This is a genomic window from Streptomyces sp. NPDC002680 (genome assembly GCF_042889145.1).
Lineage (GTDB): Bacteria > Actinomycetota > Actinomycetes > Streptomycetales > Streptomycetaceae > Streptomyces > Streptomyces adonidis.
Window position 1 is genome coordinate 374,596 of sequence record NZ_JBIAQP010000010.1, and the last position, 18,791, is coordinate 393,386.

The following is an 18,791-nucleotide window of genomic DNA, read 5'->3' on the forward strand; positions in this document are numbered from 1 at the left end:
CGCGTGGAACGACTGCCGACGATGCCCGGGTGGCGGGTCATCCCTTCACCGCACCGCCGAGGATGCCGCGGATGAAGTACCGCTGGAGCAGCAGCAGGACGGCCAACGGGAGGAGTACGGACACCAGCGCGGCAGCGGCCATGGTTTCCTGCCCTTGGCCGGTGGCTTGCAGGAGTCCGGCGATCTGCACGGTGAAGGGGGCGTTCGCGCTGCCGCCGCCGAGGAAGAGCAACGGGGTGAGCAGGTCGTTCCAGGACCAGATGAACTGGAGCATGGCCAGGGCGGACAGCACCGGCGTGGCGGTGGGCAGCACGACGCTGCGGAAGATGGTGAACTCCCCCGCGCCGTCGAGGGCCGCGGCTTCCAGGAGTTCGGCGGGTACGGAGGCGAAGAAGCCGTAGAGCAGGAACACGCCGAAGGGGATGGTGAAGCCGATCTGGTAGAGCCAGACGGCCGGGGTGCTGCCCGTCAGGCCGATCGCGTTGAACAGCCGCAGCACGGGGACGAGGGTGAGCTGGGGCGGGGTGACCTGGAGGGCGATGACCAGCAGCAGGAGTGGCAGCCGTCCTCGGAAGGACATCCGGGCCAGGGCGTAGGCGGCCACGGCGGAGACGGTGACGGTGCCGACGGTGGCCGGGACGGCGATGGCGAGGCTGTTGCCCGCGGCGGCGCCGAGGTCGATGAAGGTGGCGGCGTTGCCGTAGTTCTCGGGAGTGAAGGCGGGGTGGGCGAACTCGGTCCACCAGCCGCTGGTGGCGACGGCGCCGGTGGTGCGGAAGGAGGTGACCAGGAGTCCGACGACGGGTACGGCCCAGATGACGCCGATGACGGTCAGGACCAGATGCATCGGGGAGCGCGACAGGGTGCGCCTGAGCCGGAGTCGGAGTGGGAGCCGGGGCACGGGGCGCGCCGTGTCCGTCGGCCGGTGTGCTTCGGTGGCGCGGGGCGCGGGCGGGGTGGTGACGCTCATCGGGCGGTCGCCTCCTGCCGGAACTGGCGGATGTTGAGGACGATGACGGGTGAGGAGATGATCAGCAGGATCACTGCGAGGGCGCTCGCGTGGCCGAGGTTCTGGGCGACGAACAGTTCGGAGTAGATGCGGTTCGCCGCGACATCGGTGTCGAACTGGCCGTTGGTCATGACGTAGACGATGTCGAAGACCTTCAGCGAGAAGATGACCTGGGTGGTGAGGGCGACCAGAATGCTGGGCCACAGCGTCGGAAGGGTGATGGAGCGGAAGATCCGCCATTCGCCGGCGCCGTCCAGCCGAGCGGCCTCGATCAGCTCGCCGGGGATGTTCTTCACGCCCGCGGAGAGGATGAGCGCGGTGGTGCCCAGGGTCATCCAGCAGCCGACGAAGATCAGCGCGTAGGTGGCCACCGACGGGTCGGCGATCCATGCGACCGGATCGAGGCCCGCGGAGGAGAACAGGCCGTCGACGGTGCCTGTCTGCCGGGCGCCGGGAGGCTGGTACTCGTACATCAATCGCCAGATCACCCCGGCCGCGGCGAAGGAGATCCCGGCTGGCACCAGCAGCAGGGTCCGAACGATCCGCTCGTAGCGGACCTTGTCGCCGAGGACGGCGACGGCCAGGCCGAGGGTGAGGGTGACGGCGGGGACCAGGACGAGCCACAGGGCGTTGTTGCGCAGGGTCGGCAGCAGGGCGCTGCCGAGGGACCATGCGTAGTTGCCCAGTCCGGCCCAGCCGGTCCCGTCGGCGCGGTGGAAGCTGAGCAGGACGGTGTCGGCCATCGGGTAGACCAGGATGCCGCCGGTGAGCAGGCAGGCGGGCAGCAGCCATACCCATGGGCGAACACGTACCGCCCGGTGCGGGTGGCGGCCGAGTGCGCGTTCGGCGCTGATGATCAGGACTGCGATGATCGCGGGTACGGCGATCACCGCGATGGCGATCTGCAGCAACCGGGGAAGCAGGCCCATGGCGGTCACCTTCTTTGTGCGAAGCGGTCGTTACAGGCCGTGCGGGCGCGGGTGGACAGGGAGAAAGGGAGGCAGGCTCAGCCGGTCGAGGCGGTGCGCTGGATTCCGGCGAGGATGCCGTTCAGGGAGCCCGGCTTCTGGATGTAGCTGACCACGCCCTTGTCGAAGGCGGCGACGATGGCCGGGTCGCTGTACATGCTGGGTCCCGCGACCAGGTTCTTGCCGGTCAGCATCTGCTGGGACGCCTTCTTCAGCAGCGGATTGGTGTAGGCGGAGGCGGGGATCCTGGTGTTGGCCTCGGTCCACTGGCCGCTGGCGACCAGCATCGTCTGGGCCGGGGCGGAGGCCCAGTACTTCATCAGCGCACGCGTTCTGGGGTTGCTGTTGAAGGCGTAGGCGACATGTCCGCTGAACAGTTCGTCGTCGGCGTGGGCCGGGGACCCGGCGGGCACCGGGAAGAAGTCCAGGTCGGTACCGGGCTTCAGGGAAGGCTTCTGGCCGAGGGTGACGCCGCCCGCGTACACGCCCCACAGCATCACCGAGCAGGTCGGGGGCGAGGAGACCAGGCCGGTGCCGTTGTTGACGACCGACGCGGACAGGACCGAGGTGGGGCCGCCGGCGACCATCTTGTCGTCGGTGGCGACCGCGCCGAAGGCCTTCCAGGCCGCGGTGACCTCGGGAGAGGTCCACGGCAGCCGTCCCTCGGCCCAGTCCGTGAGCTTGGCGGCGCCGTAGTGCTTGAGGAACCAGTTCTCGATCCACTGGGCGCCGGGCCAGCCGCTGCCCGCACCCGCGTTCTGCGCCATGCACCAGGGGGTCTTGCCCGCCGCCGCCTGCTGCTTGGTGAACGCCTCCAACTGGGCCCAACTGGAGGGGTTCTTGGGGCCCTTGTAGGTCTTGGGGTTGTACCAGACCATGAAGTTGTCGATCTCGGTGAAGATGCCGTAGGTCTTGCCGTTGACGGTGGTGGCGTCCAGCAAGCTCTGCGGGTAGTTCGACTTCAGAGCGCTGGTGCCGATGAGACTGCCAAGGTCGACCAGTTTGCCCTGCTTGGCGTATTTGAGTACGGAGCCGAGGTCGGCGGCGTCCACGACGTCCGGCGCGTTGCCGGCCTGGACGCGGGTCTGCACGACCGTGGCCAGGTCCTCGTTGCCGGTGTAGTCGACCTGGATGCCGGTGGCATCGGTGAAGGGTTTGAGGGCGTTCTTGATCAGCTGCCCCTCGGCGCCGCCGTTGATGCCGAGCATGGTGACCTTGCCGCCGATCTTCTTGCCGCCGGCCGCGGCAAGGGCTTCCTTGCGGGCCGCGGCCGCCAGAGCCGCCGACTGTCCCGTGCCGTTGGAGGCGGCCCCGGTGGAGGTGTTGTCCGCGCAGGCGGCGGTGGCGAGCAGGCAGGAGGTGATGAGGACGGCTGGCAGGGCGCGGGCGGAGGTGCTTCTCATGAGGTGCTCCCGTGCAGGAGGGGAAGGAGGTCGTGCTGGATGAAGGTGCGGGCGGCGGTGAGTTCGGCGACCGGATCGGGGACGGCGTCGACCTCCAGCAGCACGTCGTCGCGCAGACCGGTCCGGGCCATCAGCGCGGCCCAGGCGGCCCAGTCCACGGCGCCCGCGCCGACGCGGCGGAAGTAGGTCTGGTGGTCGTGGTGGAGGTGCTCGTCGATGGGGATGTCGAAGGGGGCGGTGCCGGAAGCGTCCTTCCAGTGGGCGATCACGATCCGTTCGCGGTGCCGCTCCGCGACGCCCGCGGGTTCGCTGCCGGACATCCTGATGTGGCCGGTGTCGGGGCAGAAGGCGACGTAGAGCGGGTCGGTCGCCATCATGAACAGGTCGATGTCCCGGGGGGTCCAGAACACCGAGTGCGCCTCGGTGTGCAGGGCCAGTCGCACACCGCTGCCGCGCAGGGTGGCAGCGGCGATCTCGTTGAGGTGGCCGCCGAGCCTCGTGGCGTAGCCGAGGTCGACGAACAGGGGTGGTACCGCGTCGCGGGTGGTGCGCATGGGCAGGCCCGCGACCATGGTGGAGCAGCCCATCGACGCGAGGAACTCCGCGTACTCCAGAGCCTGCTCGGTGAGGGCCGCCCAGTCGGTGGACTCCAGGCTGGGCTGCGAGGAGATGTCGACGAAGAACCCGGACAGCACGCTCAGCCCGCGTACGTCCAGTTCCTTGCGGAAACCGTCCGCCGAGCCGAACGCGGCCAGGGCGGTGCGCCAGTCGCCGGGCGGGAAGGTCAGCTCCAGGGTGGACAGTCCGGCTTCCACGGCCGAGTCCAGCAGCCGGGTCCAGAACCATTCCGGGCGCTCGGCGGCGGTGGCGGCGAGTTCCCGGTCGCTCGCGACCTGCCAGAACGCCGGGTCGTAGAAGGTGATGAGGTCGGCGCCGAAGCGGGGGGTGGACTGCGGGTCGCTCACGGGTGTACCTCCAGGGTGTTCAGGGCCTCGGCCCCGTAGGTGCCGTCGACCGGCTCGGGGCGTTCACAGGTGGTGGTCAGCTGTACGGGGGCACCGGTGTCGGCGGACACGGCGATGGCCTCCAGCGCGTCCAGGACGTGGAAGGCCAGGCCGGCGGTGGCGTGGTGCGGGCGCGCCTCGCGCAGAGCGGCGGCCAGATCGGCGACGCCGATGCCGCGCATCAGCTGATCGTCGCTGCCTGCCCGGGCCAACGGTGGTACGGCCGGGGGCAGTTCGGACCACTGCGGGTCCCCGTGGCGACGCAGCAGGACGGGGCCGTCGTAGTTGTTGGGGTTGGGCAGGGAGAGGGTGCCCTCGGTGCCGTAGATCTCGATGAAGGGCAGGTGGTGGTCCCACACGTCGAAACTCAGCATCACGGTGGCCAGCACGCCGCTCGCGAAGGTGACCGTGGCGGCCGTGTGCGTCGGCACGCTCACTTCGATCCGGTCGACCAGGCGGCCCGGGGCGGTCACGGTGCGCTGCGGAGCGCCGATCCGGCTGGTGCCGTACACCGCGGACACCGGACCGAGGCAGTTGACCAACGCGCTGAGGTAGTAGGGGCCCATGTCCAGGGCGGGACCGCCGCCGGGCCGGAACAGGAACGTGGGGTCCGGGTGCCAGGTCTCCGCCTGCGAATGCGTCACGAAGGCCGTGGCACCGACGGGCTCGCCGATCACACCGCCGTCGATCGCGGCCCGTGCGGTCTGCCCGGCGGAGCCGAGGAACGTGTCCGGCGCGGCCCCGAACAACAGCCCCCGACGGTCGGCCTCGGCCAGCGCCGCGCGGGCCGCGGCCGAGGTGGCGGCCAGAGGCTTCTCCACATAGAGGTGCTTGCCCGCGGCCAGGACCTGCTCGCTGACGACGGCATGCGCGGCGGGTGGAGTGATGTTGACGACCACGTCGACGTCCGTCCGGCCGAGCAGCCCGTCGACGGTGCAGGCGACAGCGCCCGATTCGGCTGCCGCCGCCTGGGCCCGGACGGGATCGGTGTCGGCGACCGCGACCAGCTCCAGTCCGGGGAACCGGGACATACCGGTGGCGTACCGGCTGAAGATGTTGCCGCAGCCGATCACACCGACGCGGACGGGGTCATGCATCGTGACTCCTGCCTCAGACGACTCGATGTCTCTCGGACATCTGGAAATCTCGGAAATCTCGGATGTACGGGTGTCCGAATGGGATCTGTGTTCCGTGATCCCGGGATGGGCGCGAAGCGCCGAAGACACGGGAACCCGCAGGTGGTGGGCGATATGCCGGTGATCCGGGAGACCGGGCGACGGTCGTTTTCGGCCGGGTGGCGCCGCACCGCAACTATTGCCCCGGCCTCGCCAGGTAGACAAGACAGAACTTATGCAAGATGCGACGAAACCTTCCCGGAACTCCGTCGTCACCGCTTGACCAACGGGCCCGACGGGGAGTTGCCCTTGATTCAACGAGCTGCTTACTGTGCATCAGGTCATTTCAGACCGCACCTTCGACAAGGGAGACAGCGCCAGTGTCAGAAGCTTTCGCCAGATCCGGCAGAACTGGTGCGGCTAACGGGGCCGAGTCCGCGCATGCCGGGCTGCGCGAGCACAGCGAACTGGTCACCCATATCGCCACCGGCCGCGCCTCGTCGAAGACCGACCTGGCACGGCTGACCGGACTGTCCAGAACCACGGTCGGCAAACGACTGGACGCGCTGACCCGGCGCGGACTCCTGAGCACACACCTCGGCGACTCCACCGGCGGCCGTCCCGCCGTGGAACTCGGCGTCAACCCGGCCGCCGGAGTCGTCGCCGCCATCGACATCGGCGCCGCACACTGCCGCGTCGGCGTCCTCGACCTGGGCGTACACCTTCTCGACAGCGGCTACGTCGACATCACGCCCGAGGCAGGGCACGAAGCCGCCATGGCCGGCATCCTGGCCACTCTTGAAGAACTGCTCACCGGAGTCGACCGCCGGTGGTCCGACGTCCGGGCGATCTGCATCGGCGTACCGGGCCCGGTCGACACCGACAGAGCCGTCCCGATCCGGCCCGTCAAGCTGCCCGGCTGGGAAAGCTTCCGGCCCCAAGACGTCTTCTCCCCCATGTGCGACGCCCCCGTGCTGGTCGACAACGATGCCAACCTCATGGCACTCGGCGAGTATCGGTCCCGGGCCGATGCGGTGGACGACATGCTCTTCGTCAAGTTCGGCTCCGCACTCGGCTGCGGCATCATCAGCAACGGCAGGGTCCACCGCGGCGCCAACGGCATCGCGGGCGAGATCGCCCATGTACGACTGCGCGGCACCGATTACGGAGACCAGCTCTGCACCAGCTGCGGCAACCCCGGTTGCCTGCGTGCGATCGTCAACGGCAACGCCATCGCCACCCGGCTCGCCGCCGAAGGCCTTCCCGTACGGACCAAACACGACGTCATCCGCCTCGCCCAGCAGGGCGAACCCCGAGCCCTGCGCGCGGTGCGCGAGGCCGGCGAACGACTCGGTGAGGTGCTGGCCATCGTGGTCTGCTTCCACAACCCTGAACTCATCGTGATCGGCGGATCCTTCGCCGCCCTCGAGGAAGATCTGCTGGCCGGCGTCCGCAGCGTCGTCTACGAACGAGCCCTGGCCCAGGCCACCCACCGCATCCGCATCGAGACCACGACCCTCAACGCCGACCTCGGCCTGCTGGGCGGCGGCCACCTCGCGGTGGAACACGCCCTCTCCCCGGCAGGGCTCGCCGCCTGGCTCTGATCCGGTCCCGGTGAAGTACGTTCACGCCGCGCACCCGGACACGGCCCTGCCGCAGATCCCCCGGCGGTGCTGGCGTCGGTCGTGCTGGCGAGCTTGCCGTTGCAGGTGGTGTACGTCGTCGCGTGCCGACAGCTCGTCAGCGGTGTGACCGTCGGATTCAGCAAGTGACGAAAGGACATCCGTGTCAACGAACAAGACCGCTCTGGTAGTACGGGGCGGGTGGGAAGGCCATCGGCCGGTCGAGGCGACCGAGCTGTTCATCCCCCACTTGAAGGCCAACGGGTACGACGTGCGGGTCGAGGAGTCGACGGCGGTCTATGCCGACGGCGCGTACATGGCAGGGGTCGATCTCGTCCTGCAGAGCGTCACCATGAGCACAATCGAGGCCGACGAGTTCCTCGGACTGCGCGCAGCGGTGGAGGCCGGCACCGGGTTCGCCGGCTGGCACGGCGGCATCGTCGACTCCTTCCGTAACACCAACGACTACCTGCACCTGGTCGGGGGCCAGTTCGGCTGCCATCCCGGCAAGCACCCCTTCCCGCACAACAACGGCCCGACCGACGAATTCGTGCCGTACACGGTCGAGATCAACGAGGCCGGGAAGAAGCATCCGATCACCGCAGGCATCGACGACTTCGACCTGGTCACCGAGCAGTACTGGGTGCTGGCCGACTCGTACATCAATGTGCTGGCCACCACCACCCAGAAGCGCCGCGACTTCGATCCGTGGCACCGCGAGGTCGTCCACCCGGCCGTCTGGACACGGGAATGGGGCCGCGGACGGATCTTCGTCGCCACGCCGGGGCACAGCCTTGACGTACTGCAGCACAGCAGTGTGAAAACGATCATCGAGCGGGGGATGCTGTGGGCCAGCCGCTGAAGATCGGGCTCGTGGGTGCCGGCGCGATCAGCAGCGCCTACCTAGACCGGCTGACAGTGCTGGAGAGCCTGGAACTGGTGGCCGTGGCCGACCTGGAACCGCAGCGCGCGGCCGCGGTGCTGGAGCGCGTGCCGACGGCACGGACGGCGGACGTCGACGACCTGCTCGCGGCGTCGGATGTGGACCTGGTCCTCAACCTGACCGTGCCGCAGGCGCACGCGGAGGTGGCGCTGCGGGCCATCGCCGCGGGCAAGCCGGTCTACGGGGAGAAGCCGCTGGCCGGCACCGCCGCGGACGCGGCCACCATGCTCGCCGCGGCAGACCGCGCCGGACTCGCGCTCGGCTGCGCCCCCGACACCGTGCTCGGCACCGGCATACAGACCGCACGCAAGGCCGTGGACGACGGCGAGATCGGCACCCCCATCGCCGCCACCGCCACCATGGTGACGCCCGGGCACGAGGCATGGCACCCGAACCCGGACTTCTACTACCAGCCCGGTGGCGGCCCGCTGCTGGACATGGGCCCGTACTACCTCACGGCCCTGGTCACCATGCTCGGACCCGTCGTCCGGGTCACCGGAGCGGCCACCCGCACCCGCAGCGAACGGGTCATCGGCTCCGGCCCCAGGCGCGGCGAGGTGATACCTGTCGACGTCGACACCCACGTCACCGGTGTGCTGGAACATCGTGGCGGGGTGCTGTCCACCATCGTCATGAGCTTCGACGCGGTGGACTCGAAGGCGTCCCGGATCGAGGTGCACGGCGAACGCGGCAGCCTGGTCGTGCCCGACCCGAACAACTTCGACGGCGACGTCGCGATACGTCGGCTCGGCGGCACCGGCTGGGAGGTGTTGCCGGTCTCCGCCGGGTACCGCGACACGGGCCGGGGCTGCGGCCTGGCCGACCTGGCCACAGCCACGCCGCAGCGGCCGCCGCGCGCGAGCGGGCTGCTGGCCCACCATGTGCTGGACGTGATGGAGCAGCTGCTGGAGTCGGCACACGCCGGCAGGAGCCTGCCGGTCACCAGCTCCGTCGAACGGCCGGAGCCGGTGCCGCTACAGGATCTCGCGCGGCGGGCGTGAGGCAAGCCGGTCACGCCGAAGCAACTGCACGTTGTGGCCCGCCGGTTGCTGCCCCGCCTGGCCGCGCACACCCCGCTGCTGCCCGGCGCGGATCAGGTCGGACGCGTTGATCGGTGTCGGCCCTGTGTGGTGCTTGTCGATCTGTTTCTGTCCTTGTGGCCCCTCCATGGCCCCTGAGCACCTTCGAGAGGGCGGTCGAAACTCAGATGCACCGCGAAGGCGTCCCCGTCGACACCGACCGGGTGATCGTCACCACCGGCGTCCAGCAGGCTGTCTCCCTCCTGGCCGCCCATCATCTGCGGCCCGGAGCCCTGGTCATCACCGAGCCCGCCACCTCGCTCGGAGCGCTGGACGCCTTCCGCGCCGTCGGCGCCCGCATCGAAGCCGCCCCCGCCGGCCCCGAGGGCATCGACGGACTCCTCCATCTCGCCGCCGAACGCCAGCCCGCACTGATCTACGTCATCCCCACCCACAACAACGTCACCGGCGAGGTGACGTCGGTGTTCGAACGCCGCCACATCGCCCGCTTCGCCGAGGAGACGGGCACCACTGTCATCGAGGACCGCAGCCATGCCGGAGTCGGCTTCATCGACGAACTGCCGCCCCCACTGGCCTCCTTCAGCCAGACCGCGGAGATGGCCGTCGCCGACTCCATGAGTAAACGGGCCTGGACCGGTCTGAGAGTCGGCTGGATCATCGCGCCCCCCTCCGCCGTCGGCCCCCACGGCCGCGCCAAGGGCGTCGCCGACCTCGGCACCCCCCAGCTCAGCCAGTGCATCGCCGCCAAACTCCTGCACAAGGCACCGGAGATAGACCAGGAACGCAGAGCGACAGCATTCGCCTGCCTCAGAGTCCTCTCCCGCGAGCTCGAACGACACCTGCCAGAATGGGAGTGGCAAGAACCCACCGGAGGCCTGTCCCTGTGGGTACGCCTCCCCGGCGCCGACGCCAAGCAGTACGCCCTGCGCGCCGGCGCGGCGGTCCTGCCCGGACCCCTCCTGTCGGCGCCCGGCTACGTCACCGACAGGATCCGTGTCTCCTACCACCTGCCCGAGGACCAGCTCACCGAGGGCGTCGGCCGACTTGCCACCGCGTGGAAGCAGTACCGGCGCCACACCTGAGCACTCGGTACGTGGTCAGGTGCGGCGCCGGAGTCCTGGAAGAGGTTCCTTCGTCAGCGGACGTGCTCGTCGAACCAGGCGACGGCGACCTCGGGGTGTTCGCTGAAGTAGTTGTAGCCGTCGAAGCGGCGGGTGGTGCCGTGGATCCAGTGCATCTTCTTGTCCTCGACCGGGATGGCGTCGTGGACCGCCTGCACGGCTTCCGGGGTGGTCATCACGTCGTCGTGCACCTGCCCGACCAGGGTGGGCACGGTGATGGCGGAGGCGTACTTCGCGGGCGACTGTTCGGCCAGGTGGAAGCCGGTGCGTTCCAGGACGGCCTGGTCGAGCCGGTCGTAGCCGCCCTCGAAGCCGATGGCCTTGGAGAACTGCTCGCCGATGGACCGGCCCTCCAACGGCTGATGCAGGACCATCGCCTGGATCTCGGCGAACTCCTCCGGATGCTTCGCCCACGCCACGGCCGTGGAGTTGCCGCCCAGGCACACCGACAGCAGCGCCTTCTTCATGCCCGCCGTGTCCGGACGCGCGGCGACATAGCGGAGGGAGCCGATGACATCGCGGTACTCGGTGAGGCCGATCGTGCAGATCCCGCCGTTGCCGTACCCGCTCATGCCGTGGTTGCGCAGGTCGTAGGTGAGCACGTTGTAGCCCGCGTCGTGCAGCCCCTTGTACGCGGGCAGGAAGTTGACCTCGAAGCCGCCGAAGCGGTCCCAGCCCGGCAGATGTCCGGGGTAGCCGTAGCGGTTCCCGGGGGAGAAGTGGTTGTGGATGATCAGCCGGTCGGAGTCGGCCGGGATGAACCAGCCTTCGAGAGGTACGCCGTCCATCGACGGGAACGTCACGTCCTCGTAGGCCAGGCCCACCTCGGAGGGCCGGCGGTACAGGGGCGCGCGACGGCCGTCCGTGGTCCCCTCCGTCCACTGCCCGACGAATCCGTTGAACGCCAGCTCCGCCATATCGACTTCGGTCATGATGTGCTCCTCTCGATGGGGATGCTAAGGGCGGTATGGGAGGTTTGCGAGTTCATCTCGTGGGTGATCCCCGTGTCCGGCCGCGGCTGCCGCGTCAGATCGTCGCCGTGTCGATCACGAACCGATATCGCACATCGCTGCGCAGCACCCGCTCGTACGCCTCGTTGATCTGGTCCGCGCGGATCAGCTCGATCTCGGAACCGAGGCCGTGCGCGGCGCAGAAGTCCAGCATCTCCTGGGTCTCGGCGATGCTGCCGATGGCGGAGCCGGCGATCGAGCGCCGGCCCATGATCAGGGGGAAGACGTTGACGGAGATCGGCTCCTCGGGGGCGCCGACGTTCACGAGGGCTCCGTCGATCTTCAGCAGGTTCACGTACCCGCTGAAGTCCAGTGGGGCCGAGACCGTCGAGACGATCAGGTCGAAGGTGCCGGCCAGTTCCTCGAAGGTCTTCGGGTCGCTGGTGGCGTAGTAGTGGTCGGCGCCCAGCTTGAGGCCGTCCTCCTGCTTGCGCAGCGACTGGGAGAGGACGGTGACCTCGGCGCCGAGCGCGTGCGCGATCTTGACGCCCATGTGGCCGAGGCCGCCCATGCCGAGGATCGCGACCTTCTTGCCGGGACCGGCGCCCCAGTGCTTGAGCGGGGAGTACAGGGTGATGCCCGCGCAGAGCAGCGGTGCGGCCACGTCCAGCGCCAGTCCGTCGGGGACGCGGACGACGTAGTTCTCGTCGACGACGATCTTCTCGGAGTAGCCGCCGTACGTCGGCTCGCCGTCCTTGCCGATGTAGTTGTACGTCTGGACCATGCCGGTGCCGGTGCAGTACTGCTCCAGACCGGCCTTGCAGTGGTCGCACTCCCGGCAGGAGTCGACGAAGCAGCCGACGCCCACCCGGTCGCCGACGGCGTACCTGGTGACGCCCTGACCGACCTCGGAGACCACGCCGGCGATCTCGTGACCGGGGACCATCGGGAAGATGGCGGTACCCCAGCCCTCCTGGACCTGGTGGATGTCGGAGTGGCAGATACCGGCGAACCTGATGTCGATCAGGACGTCGTGCTCGCCGACCTCGCGGCGCTCGATGGTGGTGCGCTCCAGCGGGGCCTTGGCGGAGGGGGCGGCGTACGCGGCGACAGTGGTCGTCATGAGGGGGGATCTCCTAGCGGTGCTCACGCGCCCGGCTGCCTTCCGACCGGGTGCGGTGACGAGCATGCGGCTCCGCAGGGCAATCATCCAGGGAGGGAATGTGCCTACCTTCGCTGTTCCTACCTCTGGCGAGGGCAGGCCCGGGTGCGTACGGCGCCGGCAACACAGGCTCAGTTACCTGTAGTTGGACGGTGAGAAAACCAAGGGGGGACAAAACTCTCCCCGTCACACGCACTACTTGTGGTGCCAGACTCCTCACGAGGACGGCCGCAGCACTGAGAGCGCGGTCGCCCAGGTCTGCGGCGACGACGATCCCGCCTCCTTCCGTGCCGTTCTGTTCGGCCGATCCGCCCGTGACGCGAAGGCAAATCCATGACCACTGATCTCTCTGAATCTGCTGCTCCACCCCCCACCGGGTCCAGCGAGTCATCCTCGGCGCCGAGCCGGCGCACGTTCATCGCCACGAGTACCGCGGTAGGTGGTGCGGTCGTTGCGGGCGGTGTGATCGGGGGGTCGTACCTTGCCGGTTCCGCGGAGGCGGCTGCCGCCGGGGCGTCTCCCTCCAGCCAGGTGTCGTTGACGGTCAACGGCATGCGCCGGACCGTGACGGTGGACAACCGGACGTCCTTGCTGGATCTGCTGCGTGAGCACCTCGACCTGACCGGGTCCAAGAAGGGCTGTAACGCGGGGGCTTGTGGCGCGTGCACGGTGCTGGTCGACGGACAGCGGGTCAACTCCTGCCTGACGCTGGCGGTTCGGCTGGAAGGGGCAGAGGTCACCACCATCGAGGGCCTGGCCAGGGGAGACCGACTCCACCCGCTCCAGCAGGCGTTCATCGATGAGGACGCCTTCCAGTGCGGCTACTGCACGCCGGGGCAGATCCTCTCCGGCGTCGGCTGCATCCAGGAGGGCCACACCGGTTCGGCGGAGGAGATCCAGGAGTGGATGAGCGGCAACATCTGCCGCTGCGGCTGCTACGTCAAGATCGTGCGCGCGGTCGAGCAGACCGCCGCCCGGAAGTAAGGAGCGGCCCACGTGCATCCCTTCTCCTACACCCGTGTCTCCACCACCCGGGAAGCCCTCAACGCCGGTCGTACGGGCGGGCGTTACATCGCCGGGGGCACCACGCTCGTCGACCTGATGCGCGAGACCGTCGAACGCCCTGACACCCTGGTCGACATCTCCGGCCTGCCCCTGCACGAGGTCACCGTCACCGGGCGCGGGGGCCTGCGCATCGGAGCGCTGGTGAGCATGAGCGAGGCCGCCGCGCATGCCAAGGTGCGCACCCTGTATCCCGTCGTCTCCCAGGCCCTGGAACTGAGCGCGTCCGCCCAGCTGCGCAACATGGCCACCATCGGCGGCAACATCATGCAGCGCACCCGGTGCACCTACTTCCGGGATGTGACCGCCGCCTGCAACAAGCGTGAGCCCGGCTCCGGTTGTGCGGCCCGGGAGGGCTTCAACCGGATGCACGCGATCCTCGGCACGTCCGACGCCTGCGTGGCCACCCACCCCTCCGACGTCGCCGTGGCCTTCGCCGCTCTGGAGGCAACGGTGCATCTCCTCGGGCCGGACGGCGCGCGCGTCCTGCCGTTCGCCGACTTCCTGCTCCGGCCCGGCACGACCCCGAACCGTGAACAGGCCCTCAGACAAGGCGAGTTGATCACGGCCGTGGAGATCCCGGCGCTTCCGCGCCCGCTCAAGTCCGGCTACCTGAAGGTGCGCGACCGGCAGTCCTACGAGTTCGCCCTGACCTCGGCGGCCGTCGCGCTGCACATACGCGGCGGGGTCATCCAGGAGGCCAAGGTAGCCGCGGGTGGCGTGGGGACCGTGCCGTGGAAGCTGCCCGTCGTCGAGCAGCACCTCGTCGGTGAGCGTCCCTCGGAGTCCCTGTGGACGTCCGCCGCCGCGAAGGCGGCGGCCGGCGCCCGCCCCCTCCAGCAGAACGGCTTCAAGGTCGAGCTGCTGAAGCGGACCGTAGAACGCCAGCTGCGCATCGTAGGAGGAACCAAGTGAGCCCCCAGCCACAGGCAGCCGTGGGCGCGCCGCTGTCCCGCGTGGACGGTCGGCTCAAGGTCACCGGCAAGGCTGAGTACGCCGCCGAGCACGACGTCGACGGTGCCGTGCACGCCGTCATCGTCGACGCGAGCATCGGACGCGGCCGGATCACCTCCATCGACACCCGCGCCGCCGAAGCCCACCCGGGCGTCCTGCGGGTCATCAGTCACCGCAACGCCCCGAAACTCCCGTACCGCGACAACCCCGGCTCCAACAACCCGCCCGGGCGCAGACTTCGGGTCTTCCAGGACGATCAGGTCCTCTTCCACGGTCAGCCGGTCGCCGTCGTGGTCGCCACCAGCCTGGAGGCCGCGCAGCACGGCGCGAGCCTGGTCGAACTCGCCTACGACGCCCGACAGCCCTCGACCGACCTGCACGAGGCCGAGCCGGGCGAGGCGGTTCCCTACGCGCGCGGCGACGCCGAAGCCGGCCTGCGCTCCTCCGCCGTACGGCTGGACCTGACGTACGAGCTGGCCCGCAACCACCACAACCCGATGGAGCCGCACGCCACCGTCGCCAGCTGGGACGGCGACAAGCTGACCGTGTGGGACAAGACCCAGTGGGTGATGGGCACCCACGACGAGATCGCCGCGGTCTTCGACCTCCCGGCGGACGCGGTACGGGTCATCAACCCGTTCGTCGGCGGCGGTTTCGGCAGCGGGCTGCGCTGCTGGCCGCACACGATCGTCGCCGCGCTGGCCGCGCGGGTGGTGCGGCGCCCGGTGAAGCTGGTCCTCAGCCGCAGGCAGATGTACTTCGGCACCGGCTTCCGGCCGGCCTACGAGTACCGGCTGCGCCTGGGCAGCGACCGGCGCGGCCGACTGACCGCCGCGATCCACGACATCGACGCCGAGACCTCGTCGTACGAGACGTTCTTCGAGGCCGTCATGGGTGCGGGCCAGATGCTCTACAGCATGCCCAACGTCACTCAGGCGTACCGGAGGGTGCCCCTGGACGTGAACACCCCGATCTGGATGCGCGGCCCCGGCTTCGCCTCGGCGTCGTTCGTGATCGAGTCCGCGATGGACGAGCTCGCGCACAAGCTGGGCATCGACCCGATCGAACTGCGCCGACGCAACGAGCCGAGCGAGGACGAGTCGACTAACGAGCCGTTCTCCACCCGGCGGCTGAGCGAGTGCTACACGGTCGGGGCCCGCGAGTTCGGCTGGGACCGCCGCAACCCGAAGCCGCGCTCGACGCGGGACGGGGACTGGCTGATCGGCCTGGGCATGGCCGCCGGCGTGTACGACCCGGGGCGTTTTCCCGCGCAGGCCCGGGCCCGCCTGGACGCCGACGGCACCGCGGTGGTCGAGGCGGCCACCACCGACATGGGCCCCGGCACCTACACCTCCCAGACCCAGGTCGCCGCCGACGCGCTCGGGCTCACCATGCGCACGGTCACCTTCCGGCTCGGTGACTCCCTCTATCCGCCGACCTCGCCGCACGGCGGCTCGGCGACCATGGCCAGTGTCGGCTCGGCCGTCGTCGACGCCTGCAACAAGGTGCGGCAACAGGCGATCAAGCTGGCCGTCGAGGACCACGAGTCGCCGCTGTACGGCGTGAACGCGGACGACGTGGTCGTGCGCAACGGCCGACTGCACGTGCAGGGCGATCCGGCGCGCGGCGAGACGTACAAGCGCCTGCTGGCCCGCAACGACCGCGCCCAAATCGAAGCCAACGGCTCCTACGAGGGTCCGGGCGCCGAGCGGTCCGCCTACTTCGCCTACAACGCCACCTTCGCCGAGGTCGCCGTGGACCGGCGGTTGGGCCTGGTGCGGGTGCGGCGGATGCTCGGTGTGTACGACGCGGGCCGGATCATCAGCCCCAAGCTCGCCGACAGCCAGGCGCTCGGCGGCATCGTGGGCGGCATCGGCACGGCGCTCCTTGAGCACACGGTCACCGACCATCGCGACGGGCGGATCGCGAACGCGAGCCTGGCCGACTACCTCGTCCCGGTCAACGCCGACGTCCCCGAGATCAGGGCGATCTACCTGGACGGCGAGGACAACGCCGGCAACCTGCTGGGCGTCAAGGGACTCGGCGAGGTCGTCCAGGTGGGCGTGGCGGCAGCGATCGGCAACGCGGTCTTCAACGCCACCGGCCGCCGGGTCCGCCAACTGCCCATCACCGCCGAGGCGTTGCTCTGACACCACCGCCTCCATAGACGGGTCCGGCAGCGACCCCCCGTACGGCTGCCGGACCCTCCCCGGGCCGCCGCCACGCACGCGCCCCTGTCGACGCGGCGGCGGCCCGCACCCCTTCCGAGACCTCTGCGACAGCGACCGCCTGCTCCGGAGACCCTGGAGATTCTGGAGACCCCCCATGCTCAACATCGCGGACACACTGCACCGCTGGTGCCGCGAGGAACGCCCCTTCGCGCTCGCCACCGTCGTCGACGTCACCGGCAGCGCACCCCTGCCCATCGGTACGTCCGTCGCCGTCGACGAGGACGGCAACGCCGTCGGCAGCATCTCCGGCGGCTGCGTCGAGGGCGCGGTGTACGAACTGTGCCGACAGGTGCTGCACGACCAAGGGCCTGCCCAGCGGGCCTGGTTCGGCTACTCCGACGACGACGCGTTCGCCGTCGGGCTGACCTGCGGCGGCGAACTCGACGTCCTCGTCCAGCACATCGAACCGGCCGCCCAGCCGCATCTCGGCGCCGCGTTCGCCGAGGCGGTCGAGGGGCGGCCCGCCGCCATCGCCCAGGTCGTGGACGGGCCTGAGGAATTGCTCGGCGCCACGTTGAGCGTGCTCGGCGACAGCTGGATCGCCGGCCGCGCACTCGGCGACGGGCCGACCGGCCGGGCCGTGGGAGACCGGGCGACCGCCCAACTCCGCAGCGGACGCACCGGACTTGTCTCGCTCGGCGGCGACGCCGACACCTGCCCCGAGCAGCTCACCGTCCTCGTCCACGTGGCCGCCACCCGCCCCCGCATGCTGATCTTCGGCGCCATCGACTTCGCCGCCGCCCTCGCCCAGGCCGGCCGGTTCCTGGGCTATCACGTCACCGTGTGCGACGCCCGCCCCGTGTTCGCCACCGCCGCCCGCTTCCCGCACGCCGACGAGGTGGTCGTCGACTGGCCTCACCGCTACCTGGCCCAGACAGCCGTGGACGCCCGGACCGCCGTCTGCGTCCTGACCCACGACGCCAAGTTCGACATCCCGCTGCTCCAGCTCGCCCTCGACCTGCCCGTCGGCTACGTGGGCGCCATGGGCTCCCGCCGCACCCACGACGCACGTCTTGACCGCTTGCGCGAAGTCGGCGTCACCGAGGAGCAGTTGGCACGACTCCGCTCCCCGATCGGCCTCGACCTCGGCGCCCGTACCCCCGAGGAGACGGCCATCTCCATCACCGCCGAGATCATCGCCCACGCCAACCGGAGCACCGGCCTGCCCCTGACTCGGGTCACCGGACCGATCCATGCTCATTGACACCTACGGCCGAGTGGCCACCGACCTGAGAGTCTCACTGACCGACCGGTGCAATCTGCGCTGTACGTACTGCATGCCGGAAGAGGGTTTGCAGTGGCTGGCCAAGCCCGATCTGCTCACGGACGACGAGATCGTCCGCCTGATCGGCATCGCGGTCACCTCGCTGGGCATCGAGGAGGTCCGCTTCACGGGCGGCGAGCCGCTGCTGCGGCCGGGCCTGGTGGGCATCGTCGAGCGGGTGGCCGCCCTGGAGCCGCGTCCCCAGATGTCGTTGACGACCAATGGCATCGGGCTGAAGCGCACCGCGACCGCCCTGAAGGCGGCGGGCCTGGACCGGGTCAACGTCTCCCTGGACACTCTGCGCCCGGATGTCTTCAAGACCCTCACCCGCCGGGACCGTCACAAGGACGTCATCGAGGGCCTCTACGCGGCCCGAGAGGCGGGCCTGCCCCCGGTCAAGGTCAACTCGGTGCTGATGCCGGGCCTGAACGACGACGAGGCCCCCGACCTGCTGGCCTGGGCCGTCGAGCACGACTACGAGCTGCGTTTCATCGAGCAGATGCCGCTGGACGCCCAGCACGGCTGGAAGCGCGACGGCATGATCACCGCCGGCGACATCCTGGCCTCCCTGCGCACCCGCTTCGAGCTGACGGAGGAGGGAGCCGATAGGCGCGGCTCGGCCCCCGCGGAGCGCTGGCTGGTGGACGGCGGCCCGCACGTAGTCGGCGTCATCGCCTCGGTCACCCGCCCGTTCTGCTCCGCCTGCGACCGCACCCGCCTCACCGCCGACGGCCAGGTCCGCACATGCCTGTTCGCGATGGAGGAGACGGACCTGCGCGCGGCCCTGCGCGCGGGAGCCCCGGACGAGGAGATAGCCCGCATCTGGAAGGTGGCGATGTGGGGCAAGAAGGCGGGCGCAGGATTGGACGACCCGTCTTTTGTCCAGCCGGACCGACCCATGTCCGCCATCGGCGGCTAGGAAATTCTCTCGGGGGACAGAAAA

Annotated in this window: 17 protein-coding genes; 9 read left to right on the forward strand and 8 right to left on the reverse strand. The window is 69.7% G+C overall.

All coding sequences use genetic code 11. From position 1 onward, the window contains the following. Window positions 1–37: 37 nt before the first annotated feature. The 5 genes from ACFYXF_RS27320 to ACFYXF_RS27340 all read right to left on the reverse strand — a co-directional run bounded on the left by ACFYXF_RS27320 (window position 38) and on the right by ACFYXF_RS27340 (window position 5,481). The gene (locus tag ACFYXF_RS27320) at window positions 38–970 is read right to left on the reverse strand and encodes a carbohydrate ABC transporter permease (RefSeq protein WP_389353215.1); all 933 of its coding nucleotides are present in this window, start codon (window positions 968–970) and stop codon (window positions 38–40) included. Then, window positions 967–1,938, reverse strand: coding sequence for a carbohydrate ABC transporter permease (locus ACFYXF_RS27325; protein WP_389353218.1), 972 nt, complete (start codon window positions 1,936–1,938; stop codon window positions 967–969). Before ACFYXF_RS27325 ends, ACFYXF_RS27320 begins: the two co-directional genes overlap by 4 nt. 77 nt (window positions 1,939–2,015) lie before the next feature. Further along, on the reverse strand, window positions 2,016–3,380 hold the full coding sequence (locus ACFYXF_RS27330) for an ABC transporter substrate-binding protein (RefSeq protein ID WP_389353220.1): 1,365 nt from the start codon (window positions 3,378–3,380) through the stop codon (window positions 2,016–2,018). After that, window positions 3,377–4,345 carry a sugar phosphate isomerase/epimerase family protein gene (locus ACFYXF_RS27335; protein WP_389353222.1) on the reverse strand — a complete coding sequence of 323 codons (969 nt, stop codon included), beginning with the start codon at window positions 4,343–4,345 and terminating at the stop codon, window positions 3,377–3,379. Before ACFYXF_RS27335 ends, ACFYXF_RS27330 begins: the two co-directional genes overlap by 4 nt. Further along, the gene (locus ACFYXF_RS27340; RefSeq protein WP_389353224.1) at window positions 4,342–5,481 is read right to left on the reverse strand and encodes a Gfo/Idh/MocA family protein; all 1,140 of its coding nucleotides are present in this window, start codon (window positions 5,479–5,481) and stop codon (window positions 4,342–4,344) included. The genes ACFYXF_RS27335 and ACFYXF_RS27340 overlap by 4 nt, the downstream gene beginning before the upstream one ends. A 398-nt stretch (window positions 5,482–5,879) precedes the next feature. Between ACFYXF_RS27340 and ACFYXF_RS27345 the strand changes: the two genes are divergently transcribed. The 3 genes from ACFYXF_RS27345 to ACFYXF_RS27355 all read left to right on the forward strand — a co-directional run bounded on the left by ACFYXF_RS27345 (window position 5,880) and on the right by ACFYXF_RS27355 (window position 9,065). Next, the gene (locus tag ACFYXF_RS27345; protein ID WP_389353226.1) at window positions 5,880–7,103 is read left to right on the forward strand and encodes an ROK family protein; all 1,224 of its coding nucleotides are present in this window, start codon (window positions 5,880–5,882) and stop codon (window positions 7,101–7,103) included. 181 nt (window positions 7,104–7,284) lie between these two features. After that, complete coding sequence (locus tag ACFYXF_RS27350) at window positions 7,285–7,983, forward strand: ThuA domain-containing protein (protein ID WP_389353228.1); 699 nt, start codon at window positions 7,285–7,287, stop codon at window positions 7,981–7,983. Then, window positions 7,968–9,065, forward strand: a complete 1,098-nt coding sequence (locus tag ACFYXF_RS27355; RefSeq protein WP_389353230.1) for a Gfo/Idh/MocA family protein — start codon at window positions 7,968–7,970, stop codon at window positions 9,063–9,065. The genes ACFYXF_RS27350 and ACFYXF_RS27355 overlap by 16 nt, the downstream gene beginning before the upstream one ends. Here ACFYXF_RS27355 and ACFYXF_RS27360 read toward each other — a convergent pair. Then, the gene (locus ACFYXF_RS27360; RefSeq protein ID WP_389353232.1) at window positions 9,039–9,233 is read right to left on the reverse strand and encodes a hypothetical protein; all 195 of its coding nucleotides are present in this window, start codon (window positions 9,231–9,233) and stop codon (window positions 9,039–9,041) included. The two genes, ACFYXF_RS27355 and ACFYXF_RS27360, sit on opposite strands and share 27 nt — an antisense overlap. Window positions 9,234–9,271: 38 nt before the next feature. Here ACFYXF_RS27360 and ACFYXF_RS27365 point away from each other — a divergent pair, with 38 nt between their 5' ends. After that, a complete protein-coding gene (locus tag ACFYXF_RS27365) occupies window positions 9,272–10,186 on the forward strand; it encodes an aminotransferase class I/II-fold pyridoxal phosphate-dependent enzyme (RefSeq protein WP_389353234.1) in 915 nt (304 codons plus the stop codon). A 53-nt stretch (window positions 10,187–10,239) separates the two neighbouring features. Here the strand turns inward: ACFYXF_RS27365 and ACFYXF_RS27370 are convergent, their stop codons facing one another. Continuing rightward, window positions 10,240–11,157, reverse strand: coding sequence for an alpha/beta hydrolase family protein (locus tag ACFYXF_RS27370; RefSeq protein WP_389353236.1), 918 nt, complete (start codon window positions 11,155–11,157; stop codon window positions 10,240–10,242). A gap of 94 nt (window positions 11,158–11,251) precedes the next feature. Continuing rightward, on the reverse strand, window positions 11,252–12,298 hold the full coding sequence (locus tag ACFYXF_RS27375) for an NAD(P)-dependent alcohol dehydrogenase (protein WP_389353237.1): 1,047 nt from the start codon (window positions 12,296–12,298) through the stop codon (window positions 11,252–11,254). Window positions 12,299–12,670: 372 nt separating this feature from the next. On the opposite strand from ACFYXF_RS27375, the gene ACFYXF_RS27380 reads away from it, so the two are divergent. The 5 genes from ACFYXF_RS27380 (at window position 12,671) to moaA (ending at window position 18,767) form a co-directional block, all read left to right on the forward strand. Then, window positions 12,671–13,321: a (2Fe-2S)-binding protein gene (locus tag ACFYXF_RS27380; protein ID WP_389353239.1), complete on the forward strand. Its 651-nt coding sequence runs from the start codon at window positions 12,671–12,673 to the stop codon at window positions 13,319–13,321. Between the two features lie 12 nt (window positions 13,322–13,333). Beyond that, a complete protein-coding gene (locus ACFYXF_RS27385) occupies window positions 13,334–14,314 on the forward strand; it encodes an FAD binding domain-containing protein (protein ID WP_389353241.1) in 981 nt (326 codons plus the stop codon). After that, complete coding sequence (locus tag ACFYXF_RS27390; protein ID WP_389353242.1) at window positions 14,311–16,503, forward strand: xanthine dehydrogenase family protein molybdopterin-binding subunit; 2,193 nt, start codon at window positions 14,311–14,313, stop codon at window positions 16,501–16,503. Before ACFYXF_RS27385 ends, ACFYXF_RS27390 begins: the two co-directional genes overlap by 4 nt. A 175-nt stretch (window positions 16,504–16,678) precedes the next feature. Further along, entirely contained in the window at window positions 16,679–17,788 is a 1,110-nt protein-coding gene (locus ACFYXF_RS27395; RefSeq protein WP_389353244.1) for an XdhC family protein, read from the forward strand. Next, complete coding sequence (moaA, locus tag ACFYXF_RS27400; protein ID WP_389353246.1) at window positions 17,778–18,767, forward strand: GTP 3',8-cyclase MoaA; 990 nt, start codon at window positions 17,778–17,780, stop codon at window positions 18,765–18,767. Before ACFYXF_RS27395 ends, moaA begins: the two co-directional genes overlap by 11 nt. The last annotated feature ends 24 nt before the right edge of the window (window positions 18,768–18,791 follow it).